Source organism: Mycobacterium sp. 1423905.2 (assembly GCF_001673155.1).
GTDB lineage: Bacteria > Actinomycetota > Actinomycetes > Mycobacteriales > Mycobacteriaceae > Mycobacterium.
The window spans coordinates 1-22,839 of record NZ_LZLE01000101.1; the positions used below are offsets into that span (position 1 = coordinate 1).

Annotated in this window: 15 protein-coding genes; 11 read left to right on the forward strand and 4 right to left on the reverse strand. The window is 64.3% G+C overall.

Annotated features, from left to right (window positions below):
• The first annotated feature begins 156 nt into the window (after positions 1-156).
• Entirely contained in the window at positions 157-4,767 is a 4,611-nt protein-coding gene (locus tag A9W95_RS05345) for an amino acid adenylation domain-containing protein (RefSeq protein WP_371328026.1), read from the forward strand.
• 3 nt (positions 4,768-4,770) lie between these two features.
• Positions 4,771-6,120, forward strand: a complete 1,350-nt coding sequence (locus tag A9W95_RS05350) for a cytochrome P450 (protein ID WP_082982913.1) — start codon at positions 4,771-4,773, stop codon at positions 6,118-6,120.
• 39 nt (positions 6,121-6,159) lie between these two features.
• Here the strand turns inward: A9W95_RS05350 and A9W95_RS05355 are convergent, their stop codons facing one another.
• On the reverse strand, positions 6,160-9,045 hold the full coding sequence (locus A9W95_RS05355; RefSeq protein ID WP_067409564.1) for an RND family transporter: 2,886 nt from the start codon (positions 9,043-9,045) through the stop codon (positions 6,160-6,162).
• Positions 9,042-9,509, reverse strand: coding sequence for an MmpS family transport accessory protein (locus tag A9W95_RS05360; RefSeq protein ID WP_156746029.1), 468 nt, complete (start codon positions 9,507-9,509; stop codon positions 9,042-9,044). Before A9W95_RS05360 ends, A9W95_RS05355 begins: the two co-directional genes overlap by 4 nt.
• Positions 9,510-10,009: 500 nt before the next feature.
• Between A9W95_RS05360 and A9W95_RS05365 the strand changes: the two genes are divergently transcribed.
• A complete protein-coding gene (locus tag A9W95_RS05365) occupies positions 10,010-10,267 on the forward strand; it encodes an MbtH family protein (RefSeq protein WP_067409565.1) in 258 nt (85 codons plus the stop codon).
• Here A9W95_RS05365 and A9W95_RS05370 read toward each other — a convergent pair.
• Positions 10,264-11,142, reverse strand: coding sequence for a prephenate dehydrogenase dimerization domain-containing protein (locus A9W95_RS05370; protein ID WP_067409566.1), 879 nt, complete (start codon positions 11,140-11,142; stop codon positions 10,264-10,266). The genes A9W95_RS05365 and A9W95_RS05370 overlap by 4 nt on opposite strands.
• A 188-nt stretch (positions 11,143-11,330) precedes the next feature.
• On the opposite strand from A9W95_RS05370, the gene A9W95_RS05375 reads away from it, so the two are divergent.
• On the forward strand, positions 11,331-12,212 hold the full coding sequence (locus A9W95_RS05375) for an SDR family oxidoreductase (RefSeq protein ID WP_067409575.1): 882 nt from the start codon (positions 11,331-11,333) through the stop codon (positions 12,210-12,212).
• A gap of 4 nt (positions 12,213-12,216) precedes the next feature.
• The gene (locus tag A9W95_RS05380; RefSeq protein ID WP_067409567.1) at positions 12,217-13,407 is read left to right on the forward strand and encodes an FAD-dependent monooxygenase; all 1,191 of its coding nucleotides are present in this window, start codon (positions 12,217-12,219) and stop codon (positions 13,405-13,407) included.
• Between the two features lie 9 nt (positions 13,408-13,416).
• Here A9W95_RS05380 and A9W95_RS05385 read toward each other — a convergent pair whose 3' ends face one another.
• Entirely contained in the window at positions 13,417-14,271 is an 855-nt protein-coding gene (locus A9W95_RS05385; RefSeq protein ID WP_172826566.1) for a PAC2 family protein, read from the reverse strand.
• Between the two features lie 114 nt (positions 14,272-14,385).
• Here A9W95_RS05385 and metH point away from each other — a divergent pair, with 114 nt between their 5' ends.
• The 6 genes from metH to A9W95_RS05415 all read left to right on the forward strand — a co-directional run.
• A complete protein-coding gene (metH, locus tag A9W95_RS05390; protein ID WP_067409568.1) occupies positions 14,386-17,985 on the forward strand; it encodes a methionine synthase in 3,600 nt (1,199 codons plus the stop codon).
• Positions 17,986-18,087: 102 nt separating this feature from the next.
• Positions 18,088-20,049 carry a PE domain-containing protein gene (locus tag A9W95_RS05395; protein ID WP_067409569.1) on the forward strand — a complete coding sequence of 654 codons (1,962 nt, stop codon included), beginning with the start codon at positions 18,088-18,090 and terminating at the stop codon, positions 20,047-20,049.
• Between the two features lie 43 nt (positions 20,050-20,092).
• Positions 20,093-20,374 carry a phosphoribosyl-ATP diphosphatase gene (locus A9W95_RS05400; protein WP_067409570.1) on the forward strand — a complete coding sequence of 94 codons (282 nt, stop codon included), beginning with the start codon at positions 20,093-20,095 and terminating at the stop codon, positions 20,372-20,374.
• Between the two features lie 2 nt (positions 20,375-20,376).
• Positions 20,377-21,231 (forward strand): ATP phosphoribosyltransferase, encoded by an 855-nt coding sequence (hisG, locus tag A9W95_RS05405; protein WP_067409571.1) that lies wholly within the window; start codon positions 20,377-20,379, stop codon positions 21,229-21,231.
• Positions 21,232-21,301: 70 nt separating this feature from the next.
• Positions 21,302-21,784, forward strand: a complete 483-nt coding sequence (locus A9W95_RS05410; RefSeq protein ID WP_067409572.1) for a glycine zipper 2TM domain-containing protein — start codon at positions 21,302-21,304, stop codon at positions 21,782-21,784.
• Positions 21,781-22,839 (forward strand): FAD-containing oxidoreductase (locus tag A9W95_RS05415; protein ID WP_067409573.1); only part of this gene is annotated, 1,059 nt, incomplete at its 3' end. The genes A9W95_RS05410 and A9W95_RS05415, both read left to right, overlap by 4 nt.

Sequence of the window (22,839 nt, forward strand, 5' to 3'; positions counted from 1 at the left end):
GCGCGACATCGGTGTCTTTGAAGTCAATGAAGCCTTCGCGCCGGTACCGCTGGCGTGGCTGGCCGAAACCGGGGCCGGGTGGGGCTGACCGCGCAACGGTTCGTCGCGTGCCCGTTCGGACCTGCCGGGACGCGGATGTATCGCACCGGTGACGTGATGCGGTGGAACGCCGAAGGCTCGCTCGAGTACGTGGGCAGGGCCGATCAACAGGTCAAGATCCGTGGGTATCGGATCGAGCCTGGCGAGGTGGAGGCCGTGCTGGCGGCGCACCCCCGGGTGGCGCAAGCGGTGGTCGTCGCGCATACCCCACCGGGCGGGACCGTCAAACAATTGGTGGGCTACGTTGTGGCGCAACCAAACATCGGCACGGACGACGAACTGGCGGCTGAGGTACGCCGATTCGCCGGTGCCCGGTTGCCGGAGTTCATGGTGCCGGCGGTGATCATGGTGCTCGACGCGTTCCCGTTGACGGTGAACGGCAAGGTGGATCGGCGGGCGCTGCCGGCTCCGGAGTTCGTCAGTGGAGTGGCATATCGGGCGCCACGCGATCCGCGGGAAGAGGTGCTGGCCGCCCTGTTCGCCGAGGCGCTCGGGTTGCCCCGGGTCGGAATCGATGACGGATTCTTCGATTTGGGCGGTCACTCGCTGTCTGCGACTCGGCTGGTGGCGCGCATCCGGGCCGAACTAGGGGTCGAGGTGCCGATCCACGTGGTCTTCGACGCTCCCAGGGTCGCCCAACTGGCCGAATGGATGGCCACGCATGCCGGCGAGCGGGTGCGGTCCCCACTGGTCCCGCGGCAGCGTCCGCCGCGAATGCCGCTGTCCTTCGCGCAGCGACGACTGTGGTTCATCTACAAGTTCCAAGGACCGTCGGCGACCTACAACATTCCCTTGGCGATGCGCTTGACCGGCCAACTCCAATCGGCGGCCTTGACCGCGGCGATCTGGGATGTGATAGCCCGCCACGAAAGCCTGCGGACCCTGTTCGCCGAAGACGAAGGAACCCCGTGGCAACGGATTCTGCCGCCCGAAGCGATAGAAGTGCCGGTGTCGATGAGGGAGGTGGCCGCCGAGCGGGATCTCACCCGGGCCATCGCCGAAGCAGCCGAATACCCGTTCGACCTCGCTAACGAACTTCCCCTGCGCGCCACCGTGCTTCGGGTCTCGGCGACCGAACATGTACTGGTCTTGGTGCTCCACCACATCGCCGCCGACGGCGCCTCGCTGATGCCGCTGGCGCAGGACTTGGCCTCCGCATACGCCGCGCGAGGCGCTGGGCGGCCGCCGGCCTGGCCGCCACTGCCGGTGCAGTACGCGGACTACACCCTGTGGCAACAAGAGGTGCTCGGTCGCGACGACGACCCCGACAGTGTGCTGTCACGGCAGTTGGACTACTGGCGTCGGGAACTGGACGGGACGCCCGAGCAGATCGCTTTGCCATTCGACCGCCACCGCCCGCCCGAGCAATCGTTCAGTGGGGAACTCGTGCCATTCGTCATCGCGCCTCAGTTGCGGGAACGGATCGAGCAACGGGCGCGGGAAACGGGGACAACCCCATCGATGTTGCTGCAAGCAGCGCTGGCGGTTTTGCTCCGCAAACTTGGCGCCGGTGACGACTTGACGATTGGTGGGCCGATCGCTGGACGCACCGATGAAGCGCTGACCGATCTGATCGGGCTATTCGTCAATACCTGGGTGCTGCGGGTCGACACCTCGGGTAACCCTCGTTTCGTCGAACTTCTGGAGCAGGTATCGCGAAAGGCGCTCGGCGCCTACGAAAATCAAGATGCCCCGTTCGAGCGGCTGGTGGAGTTACTCAACCTTTCCCGTTCCACGTCTCGCCAGCCGCTGTTTCAAGTGTCGTTTGCGTTGCTAAACAATCCTCTGCCCGATGTGGATCTCTTCAAGCTGGAGATCGATATCCTGCCGGTGCACACTCACTCGGCGAAATTCGACCTGTCCATCAATGTCATCGAGCTGCCCGCGACCAATGGACAGCCGCAGCCGCTGCCGGGAACCATCGAATACGCCACCGACCTCTTCGACCACGACACCGTCGAGAAGATCGCCCGCCAATACCTACGCATCCTGGAGGCGGTCACCGCCGATCCGTACGCGCGAATCGACTTGGTCGAGATCATTGATGCGGCCGAACGTGAGCTGGTGGTAGGGCGGTGGAACGACACCGCCGCGCCGATACCAGACGCAACCATTCCGGAGTTGTTCGCGGCGCAAGCGGCGCGCAGCCCGGATGCAGTCGCGGTCGAAGACGGAACCAGAACCGTAACCTTCCGCGAATTGAATGACCGGGCAAACGCTTTGGCCGAAGTGCTCAGGGCTAATGGCGCCGGACTGGAAACCATCATCGCGGTCGCGTTGCCGCGCTCGGCCGACCTGGTCGCCGCGCTGCTGGCCATCGTGAAAACCGGCTCAGCCTACCTGCCGATAGACCCGAGCTATTCCAGTGAGCGAACCGCCTACATCTTGTCCGACGCCGCTCCTCGACTACTGGTCTCCGACACCGCCACCGCTGCACGACTTCCCGACAACGAGGTCGCACTGGTCCTGCTGGACGTCGCCGAGGCCGACGAGCCAGGGCCAAGAGCCGATCATGACGAACCGGATGAGGCGTGGCTACGACCGGACAACCTGGCTTACGTGATGTACACCTCCGGCTCTACCGGACGGCCGAAAGCCGTTGCCGTCACCCACCGCGGTGTGATCAACATGGCGCTGAACCATTGGCCGGAAGAGCATGGTCGCGACCGAATTTCGGTGGCCGCGTCGCCAGGCTTCGACGGCTCGGTGTCGGAGACATGGCCTGCTCTGTTACGGGGCGGCACGCTGGTGGTGGCGGACGGCCACGTCGACATGGCGACCCTACGCCAGCTCATCGAGCAACGTGGCGTGCAGTCAATGTTTCTGCCGACCGCGCTCTTTCACCAATTGGCAGAAAACGACTTCGACTGTCTCGACCAGTTGGAACTGTTGGAGACAGCCGGCGACGTGCTCTCGCCCGTTGCGGCCAACAGGTTCCGGACTGCACATTCCGGGCTGGCGGTGATGAACGCTTACGGACCGACCGAGACCACTGTGTGGGCGACGACGTACTACGTCCCCACAGCGGTGGGATTCGACGGGGCGTCCGTGCCGATTGGCGCTCCGATGGCCAATGTGCGCGCGTTCGTTCTGGATAGCGGGTTGTGTCCGGTGCCGGTGGGAGTCGCTGGTGAGCTGTATATCGCCGGCGCCGGTGTAGCTCGCGGCTATCGGGGTCGGGTGGCGTTGACTGCGGCGCGATTTGTGGCGTGTCCGTTCGGGCCTGCCGGAGCGCGGATGTATCGCACCGGCGACGTGGTGCGCTGGACCTCCCACGGTGTGCTGGATTACGTGGGCCGCACCGATGAACAGATCAAAATCCGGGGTTTCCGGGTCGAGCCGGCGGAGGTCGAGTCGGTGTTGGCGGATCATCCCCTGGTGGACCAGGCGGTGGTGACCGCTCACGCGGGTGCCGGGGTCGGCGAGAAGCACCTGGTCGGCTATGTGGTGCTGAAAACGCAAGCTGGTTCGGATGCCGGCAATGCCGTGGAGTTGGCTGCTCAATTGCGGCGATTCGCGGCGGACCGGTTGCCGGAGTTCATGGTGCCGGCGGTCGTCATGGTGCTGGAGGCGTTGCCGTTGACGGTGAACGGCAAAGTTGATCGGCGGGCCCTGCCGGCACCGGAATTCGTGAGTGCGGTCGAGTATCGGGCGCCACGCGATCCGCGCGAGGGAATTTTGGCCGGACTGTTCGCAGAGGTGCTCAGGGTGCCGCGGGTCGGAATCGACGACGGATTCTTCGACCTGGGAGGACATTCGCTGTCCGCGACCCGGCTTGTGGCGCGCATTCGGACAGAACTCGGAGTCGAGGTTCCGATCCGGGCGGTGTTCGATGCCCCGACGGTCCGCGAACTGGCCGACTGGCTCTCGCAAGAGCACGCCTCCGACTTCGTGGATCCCTTCGCGACGGTCTTACCGCTCCGCATGGAAGGAACGAAGCCACCAGTGTGGTGCGTCCACCCGGCGGGCGGTGTCGCCTGGGGTTACCGCGGGCTGGCTAAACACCTTCGCGACCGGCCTATCTACGGGCTCCAGGCTCGGGGCGTCGACGGGACGGAGTCTTTTGCCCCGTCGATCCCCGCCATGGTCGATGACTACCTTGACCAGATTCTTGCCGTGCAGCCGGAAGGCCCCTTCAATCTTTTGGGCTGGTCGTTCGGCGGCGTGGTTGCCCACGCAATGGCGGTTGAGCTCACGCGCCGCGGACACGATGTAGCGCTGCTGGGGCTGATCGCCAGCGTTCCGAGATATGAGGACGATCCGGTCCTGATGACAGAGTTCCTCGAAGCTGACACGCGCAAGTTGATCAGCGCATGGGCCAACGAGCGTTACGGCGTTTCAATCGATGATCCCGAATACCGGTCACTCGCCGACACCGTTATTGCCCTGACCCGAAACAGTGTTGAGATCCTGCAGGACTTCCTGTCGCCGGTGTACGACGGTCATGCGCTGCTGTTCATACCGACGATCCACGAGCCGAGATCACCCGAGGAGTACGTCGCGGCGTGGGCGCCGCACCTACAGGGGCCCGTTGCCATACACAAGATCGAAAGTCGGCATTCGGATATGGACATGCCCGGGCCTATGGCTGTGATGGGTGAAGTACTCGAACGCGAGCTGAGTACCCACCGCGAAGAAGTGAAACTACCCGCAACTGCACGGAGGTGACTGATGCTGAAAACCCAGCATGTAGTGCATGAGGGGGGAGTGCCGGCCGGGCCGGGAATCGCCCAAATGCTCAGGGTGGCACGGCGGTTGATGCGCGATGGTGATACCGCGTTCGACGAACTGTTCGACCGCTACGGCGATGTGGTCTGGGTGGGGTTGCCCCCAGTGCTGGCCCGAAGAATGGTGTCAGCTGGTTCCCAGCTGGTGTTGCTGCGGGATCCAAACGTGATCAAGCCGTTGCTGATGGCGCCCGCCGAGGTGGTCAACGCCACGGAACCGCACCGCATGGTAGAGGGTCTATGGGGCGAACGGTCATTGTTCGTCTTGGACGGGCCGGCGCACCACCGGATGCGCAAGCTGATGTTGCCGCGATTGCGGGGCGAAGCGCTGGCTCAGTGGCGTGAGATCATCGCGACCAGGGTGCAGGGTGCGGTTCGCGAGTGGCTGAATGAGCCTGCGGTCGCGGTGCATCCGTTCATGCAGGACCTTTCTCTCGAGCTGATCCTGAAGATCCTGCTGTCGGTGCCCGATTCGGAACTCCCACAGTGGAAGTCAGCGTGGCGGGACCTGCTCAAAACGGTCACTTCGGGGCAGCTGGCGTTCCGCTCCGCGCTGCGTTCGGTCGGCGCCATGAAGTTGTGGCCGCGGTACCAGCGTGAATTACAGACCTGCGAGCGGCTGGTCTTCCAGGAGATCGCCCGCCGGCGACGTCACCCCGAAGTCGAACACGACGACGTCATCGATCTCTTGTTGCGGGCCGAAGGCGAGCCGGTTTCCGACAACGAAATTCGCGACCAGGTCTTCGCCACCATGATCGGCGGCTACGATCCCCCGGCAGCGTTGGCGAGCTGGGCGATCGAGCGACTTGTCCGTAACCCGAACGCGCTTGCCGCGGCGACCGCAGAGGCCCGCGGCGGTGAAGGACAGACCGCGTACCTTGACGCGGTGGTGCACGAAACGCTGCGCCTGCGGCCGCCCTTCTTGTTCGTTGCCAGGCTTATCCAGGCGCCGATCACGTTGGGCGAACACCACTTTCCTGCCGGCACCATGACCATGGTAGTCATGTCGGCTGTGCACCGGCAGCCGGCGCTTTACGACGACCCCAAAGCCTTCCGGCCGGAACGGTTCCTGCAGCAGCGCGCCACGTTCTACGGGCACATACCATTCGGCGGCGGCCAACACCGCTGCATCGGTGATCGGGTGGCCATCTTCGAAGTCATCCACATTCTGGCCGAGGTGTTGCGGTTAGCCGATATTGAGGCGGTCGATCCCCGCGACGAGCGGGTCCGCCTTGAATCGGGAGTACACATTCCCGCTAATGGCGGGTTGGTACGCGTCAAACAACTTGGCTAGCAACGGTATTACCCCTCAGCAAAGGGCAGCGCCGATCGTTCATCGTGGCGTTCCGGCCAACAGCGAACGCACCAACGGCCGGGGCCCATAGGGGCGCAGCATTGCACTGGCCGGGCGTGGTCGTACCACTTGCGGCCACCAGAACCACCGTCCGAGAAGCGCCGCGATCGACGGCATCATGAACGAGCGCACCACCAGGGTGTCGAACAGCAGCCCCAGACCGATTGTTGTTCCCACTTGGCCGATCACCCGCAGGTCGCTGACGACCATGGAGGCCATGGTGAACGCGAACACCAGGCCCGCGGCGGTAACGACTTTCCCGGTACCGGCCATCGCGCGGATGATGCCGGTGTTGATACCAGCTCCCAATTCCTCCTTGAATCTGGAGACCAGCAGGAGATTGTAATCAGAGCCGACCGCCAGCAAGACGATCACCGACATCGCGAGCACTTCCCAGTGCAAATCGATACCGAGCAGGTACTGCCAGACGGCCACGGAGAGCCCGAGCGAGGCACCCAACGAAAGCGCAACCGTGCCAACGATTACCAGTGCAGCGATGAAGCTTCGCGTAATGATGAGCATGATGATGAAGATGAGGCAGAGCGCGGCGACTCCGGCGATCATGAGATCGTATTTGGAACCGTCCCATAGGTCTTTTACCGTCGCCGCGGTTCCGGTGAGGTGAATCTTGGCGTCCGCCAGTGGCGTTCCCTTGAGCGCCTCTGCTGCCGCGTTCTTGATCGCGTTGACATGCGAGATGCCCTCCAGACTCATGGGGTCACCCCGGTGCGAGATGACCATCCGCACCGCGTTGCCGTCCGGTGACAGGAACATGCTCTCGGCCCGCTGAAAGTCTCTGTTCTGGAATACTTCCGGCGGAAGATAGAACGAATCGTCGTTCTTGGATGCGTCGAAGGCTTTCCCCATGGAAGTGGCGTTGGCGCCCACCTCGTCCATCTCACCCAGCAAACCGGACGTGGTGCTGTACATGGACAGCATCATGCTGCGCATACTCTCCATGGATTGGATGAACGCTGGGAATTGCGCTATCAGCTGCGGGAACAACACGTCAATCTGATCGAGGTCTTTGACCAGGGCGTGGAACTGGTCGCCGATGGAGTCGATGCCGTCCAGCGCGTCGAATATGGACCGGAAAGACCAGCAGATGGGAATGTCGTAACAGTGCTTCTCCCAGTAGAAGTAACTGCGGATGGGCCGCCAGAAGTCATCGAAATCAGCGATGTGGTCCCGCAATTCGTCGGTGATGACTTGGAGCTCCTTTGTCTTACCGACGATGCTGTGAGTCGCGGAGTTCAGCTGCTGCATCAATTGATACATGCGCCTCATCGAAGCGATCGTGTCCGACATATTGTCGGCCTGCTTGAGCAAGTCGTTCATGCGCAGCCTCTGCAGCTGCATGTTCTGGACCTGGCCAGCGTTTTGCATGCTCATCAGGAACGGTATCGAAGTGTGCTCGATCGGGGTGCCCTCGGGTCGAGTTATGGACTGCACCATGGCAATACCCGGAACCGCGAAGACCGCCTTGGCCAGTCTGTTCAAGATCAGGAAGTCTGACGGATTGCGCATGTCGTGGTCGGTTTCGACCAAAAGGATCTCAGGCTGCATCCGCGACTCGGGAAAGTGCCGTGCAGCGGCCGCATAGCCCTGATTGGCAGGGAGGCTTTGCGGAATAGACATCCGGTCATTCAGGCTCGTTTTATACCCCGGAAGGGCCAGCAGACCGATCAGGGCGACGGCGCACGAGGCCGCGAGGATGGGGCCGGGCCAGCGAACGATAGCCGTGCCGAGCCTGCGCCATCTACCCACCCTGATCCTGCGCTTGGGGTCGAACAATCCAAACCTGCTGCCCGCGGCAATGACTGCCGGAACCAGCGTTAGTGCGACCGCGATCGCGACCAGCATTCCGACCGCGCAAGGTAGGCCCAATGGCCGGAACACCGGCAGTCGAGCGAAGCTGAGGCAGAAAACCGCGCCGGCGATGGTCAGACCGGATGCCAAGACGACATGTGCGACGCCGCGGTAGGTGGTGTAAAAGGCCGTCTCACGGTCCTCGCCGGCCTGGCGCGCCTCTTGGTAGCGCCCGATGAAGAAAATCCCGTAGTCGGTTCCGGCCGCGATCCCTAGGGAGACCAGCAGATTGACGGTATAGGTGGTGAGGCCGACCAGCTGGTGATCACCGAGAAACGCGACAACTCCACGGGCAGCCATCAGTTCGATCCCGACCATCGACAACAACAGAATTACTGTGATGACGGACCGGTAGACGAACAGCAGCATGGTCAAGATGACCGTGAGCGTCACGATGGTTATCTTGGCGACCGTCTTGTCGCCGCTATGAGACATATCGGCAGTGAGCGCTGCCGGACCGGTGACGTAGGCCTTGACCCCGGGGGGTGCCGGCGTCCGTTCCACGATTTTGCGGACTGCTTCGGCCGACTCGTTAGCCAGGGCTTGGCCCACGTTGCCGGCGAGGTTCAGTTGGACGTAGGCCGCTTTGCGATCTGCGCTCTGCGCGCCCGCCGCGGTGAGTTGGTCCCCCCAGAAATTCTGGATGTGCTGCACGTGTTTCGGGTCATCCTGCAACGCGCGAATCAACCGGTCGTAGTACTGATGTGCGTCCTCGCCGAGAGGCTGCTGACCTTCCAGCACGATCAGCGCCACACTGTCGGAGTTGGATTCCTTGAAGACATCTCCCATGCGCTTGGCCGCCTTGACCGACGGTGCGTCATTGGGCGTCAGCGATATCGCATACTTCTTCTCGACTTGCTCCAACGACGGAACGGCAACGGTCACGATGACGGTGATCGCCAACCACGCCAAGATGATCAGCACCGAAAGTCGATGAATCGTCCGGGCGATGCGCGGCGTTGTGGTTTGTTGACGGTCCATACGCTTGTCGCTCATGCGGCCTTCAGCAGGCAGAAGGTGAGGGCGCTGGCTTGATGCGTGACCTTCTCGGCTTTGACCACGCCGTTCACCAGGATGCGGCAGCCGATGGTGTCACTGTCGCCCTGCGCCACCACGTTTCCCACGACCGCCAGCGAGGTGGTTGTGAACGTGATCGACCAGGGCAGCTTTGCGGCCTCGACCAACTGCGGGTCACCATTGGCGTCGAAATAACTGATGCTGGCTACCGTTCCCGACGCGCCGAAGATCTCGTAAGTCAGCTGCTTGGGGTCGGTAGGCGTGGGGTCGCTCAATTTACTGTCGGCATAGGTAGGGAACTTTTCGGAGCCGAAACCGCCGTGCAGTCGCGACACGGTCAGCCCTCCAACGACGATGACCACGAGGATGACCAGGGGAATCCAGAGCCTGCGCAATATCCCGAAACCCGCACCGCCTCTTGCCTTTCGCGTGGTGGGCGTCATCTCGGCGGCTGAAGCTGCGCCCACCCGCCGGCCGAAAGTGGGCGACGTCTCGGATGAGGTAGGTGGTCGAAGACTGATCATGCGGCTATTGCCTCGAATGAGCCGCACTCGTGCGCTGCGCGAGTGCATGCGACGAGTGGATCGCGCCGGTGGTCCTCATGATCCACTGTTTGCTCGTTGCGATTTGGATCGCAGTGTTCACTGAGTGATTAGCCCACATCGCTGGGCCAGTGTTCTCCCTTGTTTGCGGTCAATAGGTACTCGCCGCGTCAAATAGAGTATCGAGTTCAGTCGCATAGAGTAGTCGGCGCGGTGAAATAGGGTATTCGTGCAGTCAATAGGTCTAGTACGGCAAGTTAATTTGTTCTGCATACCATTGAACGGCGGCCACATGTCAATGCGCAGGATCTTAGGACGAATTGATAATTTAAATTCTCTGCGTTCGATCTTGCTGCCCCCGGATATGGTTCGCTTGTCTCGACTAGACGGTTGGAGAACCGATGAGCATCAACCCGTTCGACGATGACAAAGGCACGTTCCTGGTCTTGGTGAACGACGAGGAACAACACAGCCTCTGGCCGGCCTTCGTCGACGTTCCGGCCGGCTGGCGGGCCGTCTACGGCGAAGCGGACCGCGCTGCCTGTGTGGACTACATCGAGCAGAATTGGACGGACATACGGCCGAAGAGCCTTCGCGAGAGCATGGCACAGGGCCGCGATTCCGCCGGCCGACTTGGATCACGGCGGGTCAGCGGCTAGGCGTCAGGCCCAGCCGATCCGGCGATCCTCCGGTCGGATGAAGTCGCCAGTTCGTCGTACACATTCTGACAGTGCTCGGCCAACGGAACGCGAGCGCTCCCAAGCCAATCCGCAACGTAGCTGAGCGCTGAGTCCAGGTTTTTGGTCGTCGCGAGTTGGCCGATCCGAGCCATGTTCTGGATCAGGTCAGCACGCACCTGCTCCGCGTGCGGGTTCGACCGCTGGATGTCTTCGTAAACCTCCGGCGGTTGGGCGACCATGCGCGCCAGCAGCATCAGCTGCTGATGGCAAGGTGGGGGCGCGAGTTGGGCAACTTGCTGCGCGCCGAATCCCGCACCGGCGATGGTCAATCCGTATGCCAAGGTGGCTGCATGCACGCCGGCTTGGAGGACCGCGGTGAGCCGGTCGTGTTCATCGGCGTCTGTCAACCGCACCACGACCATGCCGTTGCGCTGCAACAATTTTAAAAATTCGTCCTGCCGTCCGGGGCGCCCGGCGCTGACCGCTAACACGCACCTGCCGGCAGGAGAAAGTGACGGGGCGAACATCGGGTTGATGCTCAGAATCGATGGCCCGGTGGAACTCCACAACGCCGCCAGCGGCGACTTGACGGAGGCCGTGTCGACAGCGAGTGCTCCCTTGGGTACGGTCGCGATCAACTGGGGCAGAGCGCCGACCAGAGCGTCCTCGGGCAACGCGCAAATCACCAACTCTGCGGATGCAAGCGCGCTTTCCAGGTGTTGCTCTATCGGTTTGGTTACGTCGGCGACTATTCGAAGGACCTTATTCGGGTTGTCATCGGCATATTCCTCATCAGGTGAATGCAGATCTACGATGGTCAGCGACTCAACGTGTCCCGCGAGTACCGAATGCATTAGCTTTCCCACCCCGCCCTGCCCCAAAAGGACCGCGGGTCCAAAAGCCAAGCGACTGGTCAAGGACGCATACCAGTCGACGTGGACTGTTTGCCGGCCATTAATTGAACGTACCAGCCGTGCTTGACATCGTGCGCAACTTGGTTGCCCGGTTGGACCTCCAATCGCCGCACAGGTACGTTTCGGCCATGACATCGATGCAGGGCAAAGTCGTCTTCATCACCGGCGGTGGCCGCGGCATCGGGGCTGAGGTCGCCCGACGGCTGCACCGCAAGGGCGCCAAACTCGTGTTGACCGACCTGGGCAAAGACGAACTGAAAGGCATCTGCGCCGAACTCGGCGGCGACGAGCGTGTGCTCGCCATTCCCGCGGACGTGCGCGATCTGCCCGCCATGCAGTCCGCCGTGCAGCAGGCAGTCGACAAGTTCGGCGGTATCGACGCCGTGGTGGCCAACGCGGGAATTTCCAGCTATGGCTCGGTGCTGAACGTCGACCCCGACGCGTTCAAGCGGGTCATCGACGTCAACCTGCTCGGCGTCTTCTACACCGTGCGGGCGGCTCTGCCGTCGATCATCGATCGTCGCGGCTACGTGCTGATCGTCTCCTCGTTGGCCGCGTTCGCCGCGGCGCCCGGGATGGCACCATACGACATGTCGAAGGCCGGCAACGAACACCTCGCCCACGCCTTGCGGCTGGAGGTCGCGCACCTCGGAGTCACCGTCGGCTCGGCGCACATGTCCTGGGTCGACACCGCAATGGTCCGCGACACCAAAGCCGATCTGCCGGCGTTCAGCGAAATGCTCGCCCGCCTGCCGTGGCCGCTGAGCCTGACCACCTCGGTCGACAAGTGCGCAGCAGCCTTCGTCAAGGGCATCGAAGAGCGCAAGGAACGGGTGTACTGCCCCGGCTGGGTCGGGCTGTTCCGTTGGCTCAAGCCGGTGTTGTCCACCCGGCTCGGAGAGGCGCCCATCCGCAAGACGGCCGCCGAGCTGATGCCACGCATGGACGCCGAAGTCGCCGCACTGGGCCGCTTCACCAGCTCTTACACCCAGGGCCTGGACAAGCCGTAGCCGCGTGAAGGTAGTCATCTGCGGCGCCGGAATCGCCGGCCTCGCCCTCGCTGAGCGGCTGGCAACGCACGGCGCCGACGTGGTGGTGCTGGAACGCGCGCCCGGCCCCCGCCGCCACGGCCAGCTGATCGACTTCCACGGCGCCGGCTACGACGCCGCCGAGGAGGTCGGGGTCCTGCCCGCCATCGAAGATGCGGCCTACCGGATCGACGAGGCCAGCCTGATGGACGCGGACGGGCGGCGTCGTGCCGGGCTGCCGTACCGGCAGATCGCCGCGGCGCTAGACGGGCGGCTGTGCCGCATCATGCGGGCCGACCTGGAAACGGCGCTGCGGAACAACCTGCCCGACGCGGTCGAACTCCGGTTCGGCGCCTCGGTCTCGGCAGTGGGCAACCGGGACGACGGCGTGTCAGTGACCTTGGACGACGGTGAGCACCTGGAAGCCGACCTGCTGGTCGGTGCGGATGGACTGCACTCAACCGTGCGCGCCTTGGTGTTCGGTGACGAATCTCAATACCTGCGCTACCTCGGATTCCACACCGCCGCCTTCATCTGCGACGCCCCGGAGATCCGAGCGGCGGCCGCCGATCGTGTGCTGCTCACCGACACCGTCGACCGCCAACTGGGCTGCTACGTGCTGCGCGACGGCCGAGTCGCCACGTTCGGGGTGCACCGCAGCGCCGACCCGCGGCTTCCCGACGACGCGCGTGCCGCGATCCAAGACAGTTACGCCGACATGGGCCGGTTGGTGCCCGAGGTGCTGCACCGCTGTCCGCCCGCGACGGAGATCTACTACGACCAGGTCGCGGAGATCCACCTGCCGAGCTGGCGCAAGAACCGGGTGGTACTCATCGGCGACGCGTGCGCCGCCGTGTCGTGGTTCGCCGGTCAGAGCGCATCGCTGGCCGTCGGCGCCGCCTACGTGCTGGCCGAGCAGCTGCGCCTGACGTCCTCACTGGATCGGGCGCTGGATTTCTACGAGCGGCTCTGGCGCCCGGTAATTGACGAAAAGCAGCGAGCCGGCCGCGACGCCGCCGGCCGTATCGTTCCGGCGACGCCGGCGCAGCTGCGCCGACGGCGCACCGGGCTGCGGTTGAGCTGGTTTCCCCCGGTCAACCGCCGCATCGTCGCCGCTTCGGTAGGCGAACCCACCGCCGTCATCCCGATGCTGCGCCGCGGCAGCGAAGAAACCTGACGCCCCGGCTCAGAAACCAGGTCGCCGCCGCCGCAGATACCGCTCGAATTCGGCGGCCAGCGCGTCACCGTCGATCTTCCCCAGCGCCTCGTTGATGTCGACGGCGGCGTCACCGTGCTGCTCGAGGGACTGCACGTAAGCGGCGAGTTCCTCATCGTCGGAGGCCATCTCGGTGATCTCCTGCTCCCACGCCTCGGCTTGCACCGGCAGGTCCGCCAGCGGCACCTCGACATCCAGCACGTCTTCGACGCGGCGCAGCAGCGCTACCGTCGCCTTCGGATTCGGCGGCTGCGACACGTAATGCGGAACCGCCGCCCAGAACGTCACCGCCGGGATACCCGCGGCCACGCAGGCGTACTGGAACACCCCCGCGATGCCCGTCGGCCCCTCATAACGGGTTTCCTCCAGCCCGAAGATCCGCGCCGACTCCGGTGAGTAGGCCGCACCCGACACCGGCACCGGCCGGGTGTGCGGGGTGTCGGCCAGCAGCGCGCCCAGGATCACCACCGTGTCCACATTGAGCTTGTCGATCACGGCCAGCAGCTCGTCGCAGAAGGTGCGCCAGCGCATGTTGGGCTCCACGCCGTACATCAGCACCACGTCTCGGTCGGCGCCGGGGGGCCGGCAGTGCGAGATCCGCATCGCCGGCCACTCCAGTTCCCGGGTCACCCCGTCGACTTGCCGAATGACCGGGCGATTGACCTGATAGTCGTAGTACGCCTCGTCGTCGATCTCCACGATCGGCGACGCCTGCCAGGTGGCGGCCAGGTGGGCGACCGCATCGGTGGCCGCGTCGCCCGCGTCGTTCCAGCCCTCGAACGCCGCCACGACGACGGTGTTGTGCAGGTCGGGCAGCGATGTCACAAATTCAGCCTACGGCCTTCGGCGCAGCGATTATGCGGGCTGGGATGGCCGCGGGTAGCTGTCAGTGCGCTGGTAACGGCGGAAGTGACTCCATAGCGCGACTATCCTTGCCATGTGACTTCCGCTAACCAAACGCACTACGACACCGATCTGCTCGACGTTTTGTCGCAGCGTGTGGTGGTGGGCGACGGCGCGATGGGCACCCAGCTGCAGGCCGCGGATCTCACCCTCGACGACTTCCGTGGCCTCGAGGGCTGCAACGAGATCTTGAACGAAACGCGCCCTGACGTGCTGGAGACCATCCACCGCAATTACTTCGAAGCCGGCGCGGACGCCGTTGAGACCAACACCTTCGGCTGCAACCTGTCCAATCTGGGCGACTACGACATCGCCGACCGCATCCGGGACCTCTCCGAGCGCGGTACCGCCATCGCCCGGCGGGTCGCCGACGAGCTGGCCACCCCGGATCGCAAGCGCTACGTGCTGGGCTCGATGGGGCCTGGCACCAAGCTGCCCACCCTGGGCCACACCGAGTACGCCGTCATCCGCGACGCCTACACCGAGGCCGCCCTGGGCATGCTCGACGGCGGCGCCGACGCCATCCTGGTCGAAACCTGCCAGGACCTGTTGCAGCTCAAGGCCGCGGTGCTGGGATCGCGGCGCGCGATGAAGCAGGCCGGCCGCCACATCCCGGTGTTTGCCCACGTCACCGTGGAAACCACCGGCACCATGCTGCTGGGCAGCGAAATCGGTGCGGCGCTGACCGCCATCGAGCCGTTGGGCGTCGACATGATCGGTCTCAACTGCGCGACGGGCCCCGCCGAGATGAGCGAGCACCTGCGCTACCTGTCGCGGCACGCCCGCATCCCCGTGTCGGTCATGCCCAACGCCGGGCTCCCGGTGCTCGGCGCCAAGGGCGCCGAATACCCCCTGCAGCCCGACGAGCTGGCCGAGGCGCTGGGCGGGTTCATCACCGAGTTCGGGTTGTCGCTGGTCGGCGGCTGCTGTGGCACCACCCCCGCCCACATCCGCGAGGTCGCTGCGGCGGTCGTCCCGTTCAACGACGGCAGCAAGCCGCGCGGCGAGCGGCACGTGAGTTTCGAGCCGTCGGTGTCCTCGCTGTACTCCGCCGTCCCGTTCGAGCAGGAATCTTCGGTCCTGGTCATTGGGGAACGCACCAATGCCAACGGCTCCAAGGGATTCCGCGAGGCGATGATCGCCGAGGATTACCAGAAGTGCCTGGACATCGCCAAGGACCAGACCCGCGACGGCGCGCACATGCTCGACCTGTGCGTGGACTACGTGGGCCGTGACGGCGCGGCCGACATGAAGGCTTTGGCCAGCCGGCTGGCGACGTCGTCGACGTTGCCGATCATGCTGGACTCGACCGAAACCCCGGTGCTGCAGGCCGGTTTGGAGCACTTGGGCGGCCGGTGCGCGATCAACTCGGTGAACTACGAGGACGGTGACGGCCCCGAGTCGCGGTTCCACAAGACGATGGAACTGGTCGCCGAGCACGGCGCCGCGGTGGTCGCGCTGACCATCGACGAAGAGGGTCAGGCCCGCACCGCCGAGAAGAAGGTGCAGATTGCCGAGCGGCTGATCGAGGACATCACCGGTAACTGGGGTGTCGACGAATCCTCCATCCTGATCGACACTTTGACGTTCACCATCGCCACTGGTCAAGAAGAATCACGCCGCGACGGGATCGAGACCATCGAGGCGATCCGGCAACTCAAGCAGCGTCATCCCGACGTGCAGACCACGCTGGGTCTGTCCAACATCTCCTTTGGGCTGAATCCCGCTGCCCGTCAGGTGCTCAACTCGGTGTTCCTGCACGAATGCCAAGAGGCCGGCCTGGATTCGGCGATCGTGCACGCGTCGAAGATCCTGCCGATGAACCGGATCCCCGAGGAGCAACGCCAAGTCGCCCTGGACCTGATCTACGACCGCCGCCGCCCCGAGGACGAGTACGACCCGCTGCAGGAACTCATGCGCCTGTTCGAGGGCGTGTCGGCGGCCTCGTCGAAGGAGTCGCGCGCGGCCGAACTGGCCAAACTGCCGCTGTTCGAACGGCTGGCGCAACGCATCGTCGACGGTGAACGCAACGGCTTGGACGCCGACCTCGACGAGGCGATGACGCAGAAGCCTCCGTTGGCGATCATCAACGAGAATCTGCTGGCCGGTATGAAAACCGTTGGTGAGCTGTTCGGTTCGGGCCAGATGCAGCTGCCGTTCGTGTTGCAGTCCGCCGAGGTGATGAAAGCCGCCGTCGCCTACCTGGAACCGCACATGGAGAAGGCCGAGGACGACGCCGGCAAGGGCCGCATCGTGCTGGCCACGGTCAAGGGCGACGTGCACGACATCGGTAAGAATCTCGTCGACATCATCTTGAGCAACAACGGCTATGAGGTGGTCAACATCGGCATCAAACAGCCGATCGCCACCATTTTGGAAGTGGCCGAGGACAAGAGCGCCGACGTAGTCGGCATGTCGGGCCTGCTGGTGAAATCCACCGTGGTCATGAAGGAAAACCTCGAGGAGATGAACGCTCGGGGAGTCGCGGAGAAATTCCCGGTCGTGCTCGGCGGTGCGGCGTTGACCCGCAGCTACGTCGAGAACGACCTGGCCGAGGTTTACGAAGGCGAAGTGCATTACGCGCGAGACGCTTTCGAGGGCCTCAAGCTGATGGACACCATCATGAGCGCCAAGCGCGGCGAAGGTCCGGACCCGGACAGCCCGGAGGCGGTCGCCGCCCGCAAGAAGGAAGCCGAACGCAAAGCACGCCACGAGCGATCGAAACGGATTGCGGCGCAACGCAAAGCCGCCGAAGAGCCGGTCGAGGTGCCCGAACGCTCCGACGTCGCCGCCGACATCGAAGTACCCACCCCGCCGTTCTGGGGCTCCCGGATCGTCAAGGGATTGGCGATGGCCGAATACACCGGCCTGCTCGACGAGCGCGCGCTGTTCCTCGGACAGTGGGGATTACGCGGACAGCGCGGGGGAGAGGGACCCTCATACGAGGAGCTGGTGGAGACCGAGGGCCGGCCGCGGCTGCGGTACTGGCTGGACCGGTTGTCCACCGACGGCATCCTGGCGCACGCGGCGGTGGTCTACGGCTACTACCCGGCGGTCTCCGAGGGCGACGACGTGGTGATCTTGGCCAGTCCTGAACCTGACGCCGAAGAGCGGTACCGGTTCACCTTCCCGCGCCAGCAGCGCGGCCGGTTCTTGTGCATCGCAGACTTCATCCGGTCGCGCAAGCTGGCGACCGAGCGCGGGCAGGTCGACGTGCTGCCGTTCCAGTTGGTGACCATGGGCCAGCCCATCGCCGATTTCGCCAACGAGTTGTTCGCGTCGAACTCTTACCGGGATTACCTGGAAGTACACGGAATCGGGGTGCAGTTGACCGAAGCCCTGGCCGAGTACTGGCACAAACGTATCCGGGAAGAACTCAAGTTCTCCGGCGACCGGGCAGTGGCCGCCGACGACCCGGAGGCCGTCGAGGATTACTTCAAGCTGGAGTATCGCGGTGCCCGCTTCGCGTTCGGCTACGGCGCCTGCCCGAACCTCGAGGACCGGGTGAAGATGATGGATCTGCTGGACCCCCGGCGCATCGGCGTGACCCTGTCCGAAGAGCTGCAGTTGCACCCCGAGCAGTCCACCGACGCGTTCGTCTTGCACCACCCCGAGGCCAAGTACTTCAACGTGTAGCGCCGCCCCATTCGGATCGACCCCGAAATCGGCCGCGCGCTCGCACATTGCCGGTATCGTCACATCTCCCGAGGGTCACAATTTCCGGCTGGGAGGACAACGATGTCGTATCTGATCGCAACACCGGACCTGTTGACCACGGCAGCGGCAGAAGCCGCGGGGATCGGTTCTTCGATCAACGCGGCGAACCAGGCGGCGCTGGCTCAGACCAGGACGCTCGCCGCGGCCGCTGCCGATGAAGTATCGGCGGCGATTGCGGCGCTGTTCTCCGGTCACGCGCAGGAATACCAGGCGCTCAGTGCGCAGGTGACCGCGTTCCACGACGAATTCGTGCGGGCGTTGAGTGCCGCCAGCGGCGCCTATGCGGCCGCCGAGGCGGTCAACGCGGGTCCGCTGCAGACCATCGCCGACCAAGTCCTGGGTGTCATCAACGCCCCGACGAATCTGCTGCTGGGCCGGCCGTTGATCGGTGACGGGTACAACGGGACACCTGGCACGGGGCAAGCCGGCGGCGACGGTGGCATCCTGTGGGGCAATGGCGGAGCGGGCGGCTCGGCTGGGTTGCTGGGCCAAACCGGTGGGCGCGGCGGCAACGCCGGGTTGATCGGTAACGGCGGAGTCGGCGGCACCGGCGGCCTCCGCAGCGGAGCCGGCGGCGCCGGGGGCATGGGCGGCTTGCTGTGGGGCAATGGCGGAGCCGGTGGCACCGGAGGCATCGGCGGAGGAATCAGTCCTGCAGGGCTCGGCGGAATCGGTGGCCGCGCACTGTCCTTGTTCGGCACTCCTGGCGCTACCGGGCAGGCGGGGGCTTATTACGCCAATCTGAACATGGTCACGCCACAGGAGGCTGCTCTCCTGATGTTAGCGACACCAGACGAGAACTTCCTGCTGATCGGCACCGACGGCACCAATCTGAGCAGAGTCCTGGCCGACCCTCTCAATGTGAACTTCCAAGAACTGATGAAGGAGAGCGTCACTTCCGCGTCGACGATCGTCGGGCACACCAGCGTCTCCAACCCTTCGTGGACGACCATTCAGACCGGTGTCTGGAGCGAGACGGCCGGGGTGACCAACAACGTGTTCACGCCCTGGACGTACGACAACTGGCCGACCGTGTACAACCAACTCGAGGCCGCCTACGGCAATCGGGTTGACACCACCGTCATCGGCAACTGGCCGGTCATCACCGAGACCGCCGGCGCCGGCGCGTTCCCCGCCGACAAGATCCAATTCGTCCCGCACCTCGCAAACGACCCGTATTGGGTTGCGTCGCAGAACGAAGTCGGCCAGTTAAGCCAGAACGCGATCACGGTCGCCGATCCGAACAAGGGCAATTTCATCTTCTCGTACTTTGTCGGTGTCGATGAAATGGGCCATGCCTATGGCGGTGACTCGCCGGAGTACGCGGCGGCACTGCGCAACATGGACATGAACCTCGGTTCTCGCACTCAAGGCACCGGCCTGATGGGCGCGGTAGCGAACTGGGAGGCCACCAACAACGAGAAGTGGGACGTGCTGGTGGTCACCGACCACGGTCACATCGGTCCCGATCAATTCGGCCGCGGTCACGGCTTCCAATCACCTTTGGAGACAGCGACTTTCATGATCTGGGATCAGGCCGGCGATACCCTCCATGACGGCTGGATCAACAACCCATGGCAGATCGTGAGCACGACCCCGACGATCATGGATCAATTCGGGATCCCGCAACTGCCCTACATGCAGGGCGCCCCGCTGACGTCATCGGTCTTCGACGGCACCTACGTTGATCCCGGCGCCAACCTGTTTGACGTGATCAGGTCCGACTTCGCGGCCCAGGGATATCCCGATCCGATAGTCAATTACAACCTCGACGCGCGCACGGTCGCGGCCACGATTCCGTATCTGACCTACGACCCGATTCAAGGCATCGTCAATTCAGTGCCTGACTTCTTGCAGCTACCGGTGTCGTGGCTGGGCGCCGGCGTCTACCAGTCGCTCAACATCCCGGCGCAGATCTTCGTCCGGCTCACCGGCGTGACCGGCAACCAGATCATCCCGCCGGTGCTGAACCCGTTCATCTAGGAGTGCGGCGCCCGGAAACCAAAGTGACTTCGCCGACCAGCGCGTGAAACAATCGCTGGCCGTGAAGACCTTCGAGGATCTGTTCGCCGAACTCGGCGAGCGTGCCCGCACCCGACCCGCCGGCAGCGCCACCGTGGCCGCGCTGGACGGCGGAGTACACGCGTTGGGCAAAAAGATCTTGGAAGAGGCCGGCGAGGTGTGGTTGGCCGCTGAGCATGAACCCAACGAAGCGCTGGCCGAGGAGATCAGCCAGTTGTGGTACTGGACACAAGTGCTGATGATCTCGCGCGGGCTGTCCCTTGAAGACGTCTACCGGAAGCTATGAGCATGCTTCGGGTCGCGGTCCCCAACAAAGGTGCGCTCAGTGAGCCGGCCACCGAGATCCTGTCCGAAGCCGGGTATCGGCGCCGCACCGATCCCAAAGATCTGACGGTCATCGATCCGGTCAACAACGTCGAGTTCTTCTTTCTGCGGCCCAAGGACATCGCCATCTACGTCGGCTCCGGAGAACTCGACTTCGGCATCACCGGACGCGATTTGGCGCTGGACTCCAACGCGCCGGTAAGAGAACGGTTGGCACTGGGATTCGGATCGTCCAGCTTCCGGTACGCCGGCCCGGCCGGCACTGACTGGACGACGGCCGATCTGGCCGGCAAACGAATCGCCACCGCATATCCCAACCTCGTCCGAAAAGATCTCGCGGACAGAGGGATTGACGCCACAGTCATCCGGCTCGACGGCGCGGTGGAGATCTCGGTGCAACTCGGCGTGGCCGACGCCATTGCCGACGTGGTCGGGTCGGGACGCACGCTGAGCCTGCACAACCTGGTGGCCTTCGGTGAACCGCTGTGCGATTCCGAGGCGGTGCTCATCGAACGCGCCGAGGTCGACAGCCAAGACGCAAAGGCGGCACGCGACCAACTCGTCGCCCGAGTGCAGGGCGTCGTCTTCGGCCAGCAGTACCTCATGCTCGACTACGACTGCCCGCGCTCCGTGCTCGATCAGGCCACCGCGATAACGCCGGGACTGGAGTCGCCGACCATCGCTCCGCTGGCCGACCCCGATTGGGTTGCCGTCCGGGCGCTGGTACCGCGCCGCGGCGTCAACACTGTCATGGACCAGCTTGCCGCCATCGGCGCCAAAGCGATCCTGGCGTCCGACATCCGGTTTTGCCGTTTCTGATCATGTACCGCGACGGCTGCTGTGTTAGCGTCCCGCTGAATGCTGTTCGTCTGTCCCAGGAGGGATCGCTGTGACGCAGGTTCTCGTTCTTCTACTAGCTCTTTTGCTCGGTGTCGTCGCGGGCTTGCGCTCGTTGACCGCGCCCGCGGTGGTCGCTTGGGCCGCTTTTCTGAGCTGGATCAACCTGCACGGCACCTGGGCGTCCTGGGTCGGCAACATCGTGACCGTAGTGATCTTGAGCCTGCTGGCCGTCGCTGAGCTGGTCAACGACAAACTGCCGAAGACGCCGCCGCGTACGGCGCCGCCGGTGTTCATCGTCCGGCTCATCATGGGTGGATTCGCAGGCGCGGTGCTAGGCAAGGCATGGGGGCATCCCTGGGCCAGCCTGGGCGCCGGCGTGGTCGGCGCGGTGCTGGGCACGCTCGGTGGCTTCCAGGCCCGCCGCCGGCTGGTGGCCGCCAACGGCGGGCGTGACCTGCCGATCGCGCTGTTGGAGGATTCGGTAGCCGTCCTCGGTGGCTTTGCCATCGTCGCGGCGGCGGCCGCTCTGTGACGGAGCGCTTCGACGCAATCGTCGTCGGTGCCGGCCAGGCCGGTCCGCCCCTGGCTGGGCGGCTGACCGCCGCCGGTCAGCGGGTCGCCGTCATCGAGCGCAAACACGTCGGCGGGACGTGCGTCAACACGGGGTGTATCCCGACCAAGACTCTGGTGGCCAGCGCACACGCCGCACAGTTGGCGCGTCGCGGCGCCGAGTATGGCGTGGCCGTCGGACAGATCAGCGTGGACATGGCCAAAGTCAAGGCCCGCAAAGACGACATCATGCTCAGCGACCGCAAAGGTGTGGAAGGCTGGCTGGAGGGCATGGATGGCTGCACTCTGGTGCGTGGCCACGCCCGGTTCGAGGATCCGCACACGTTGCGGGTCGGTGATCGAGTCCTGCACGGCGACCGGATCTTCCTCAATGTCGGCGGTCGCGCCGTTGTCCCCGACATTCCGGGCCTCGAGGACGTCGATTACCTGACCAACGTGTCAATGCTCGAATTGGACGTCGTCCCAGAGCATCTCGTCATCGTCGGGGGCAGCTACATCGCGCTGGAGTTCGCGCAGATGTACCGGCGGTTCGGGGCGCGGGTCACCGTCGTCGAACGAGGCCGGCGGCTGGCCGGCCGCGAAGACGAGGACGTGTCGGCGACCATCCGAGACGTCCTGGAAGCCGAAGGAATCGACGTCGTCGTCGGTGCGAAAGATGTACGTATCACCAAGCGGGACAATGGGTTCGAATTGACGCCCAATTCCGGCGCCGATCCGATCGCGGGCAGCCACCTGCTGGTTGCGGTGGGCCGGCGGCCCAACACCGACGACCTGAGCTTGGAGGCGGCCGGTGTGCAGACCGACGAACGCGGCTACATCGTCGTCGACGACACGCTCCAGACCAACATCGACCACATCTGGGCGATGGGTGATTGCAACGGCAAGGGCGCATTCACCCACACCTCATACAACGACTTCGAGATCGTCGCGGCCAACCTGCTCGACGACGACCCGCGCCGAGTCAGTGACCGGATCACCACCTACGCGCTCTACATCGACCCGCCGCTCGGGCGCGCA

Excerpts from the sequence above, each read along its gene's own strand:
- A9W95_RS05345 (WP_371328026.1), top strand. The coding sequence starts at position 157 with ATGCGGTGGAACGCCGAAGGCTCGCTCGAGTACGTGGGCAGGGCCGAT.
- A9W95_RS05350 (WP_082982913.1), top strand. The coding sequence starts at position 4,771 with ATGCTGAAAACCCAGCATGTAGTGCATGAGGGGGGAGTGCCGGCCGGG.
- A9W95_RS05355 (WP_067409564.1), bottom strand. The coding sequence starts at position 9,045 with ATGAGCGACAAGCGTATGGACCGTCAACAAACCACAACGCCGCGCATC.
- A9W95_RS05360 (WP_156746029.1), bottom strand. The coding sequence starts at position 9,509 with ATGACGCCCACCACGCGAAAGGCAAGAGGCGGTGCGGGTTTCGGGATA.
- A9W95_RS05365 (WP_067409565.1), top strand. The coding sequence starts at position 10,010 with ATGAGCATCAACCCGTTCGACGATGACAAAGGCACGTTCCTGGTCTTG.
- A9W95_RS05370 (WP_067409566.1), bottom strand. The coding sequence starts at position 11,142 with ATGCATTCGGTACTCGCGGGACACGTTGAGTCGCTGACCATCGTAGAT.
- A9W95_RS05375 (WP_067409575.1), top strand. The coding sequence starts at position 11,331 with ATGACATCGATGCAGGGCAAAGTCGTCTTCATCACCGGCGGTGGCCGC.
- A9W95_RS05395 (WP_067409569.1), top strand. The coding sequence starts at position 18,088 with ATGTCGTATCTGATCGCAACACCGGACCTGTTGACCACGGCAGCGGCA.
- hisG (WP_067409571.1), top strand. The coding sequence starts at position 20,377 with ATGCTTCGGGTCGCGGTCCCCAACAAAGGTGCGCTCAGTGAGCCGGCC.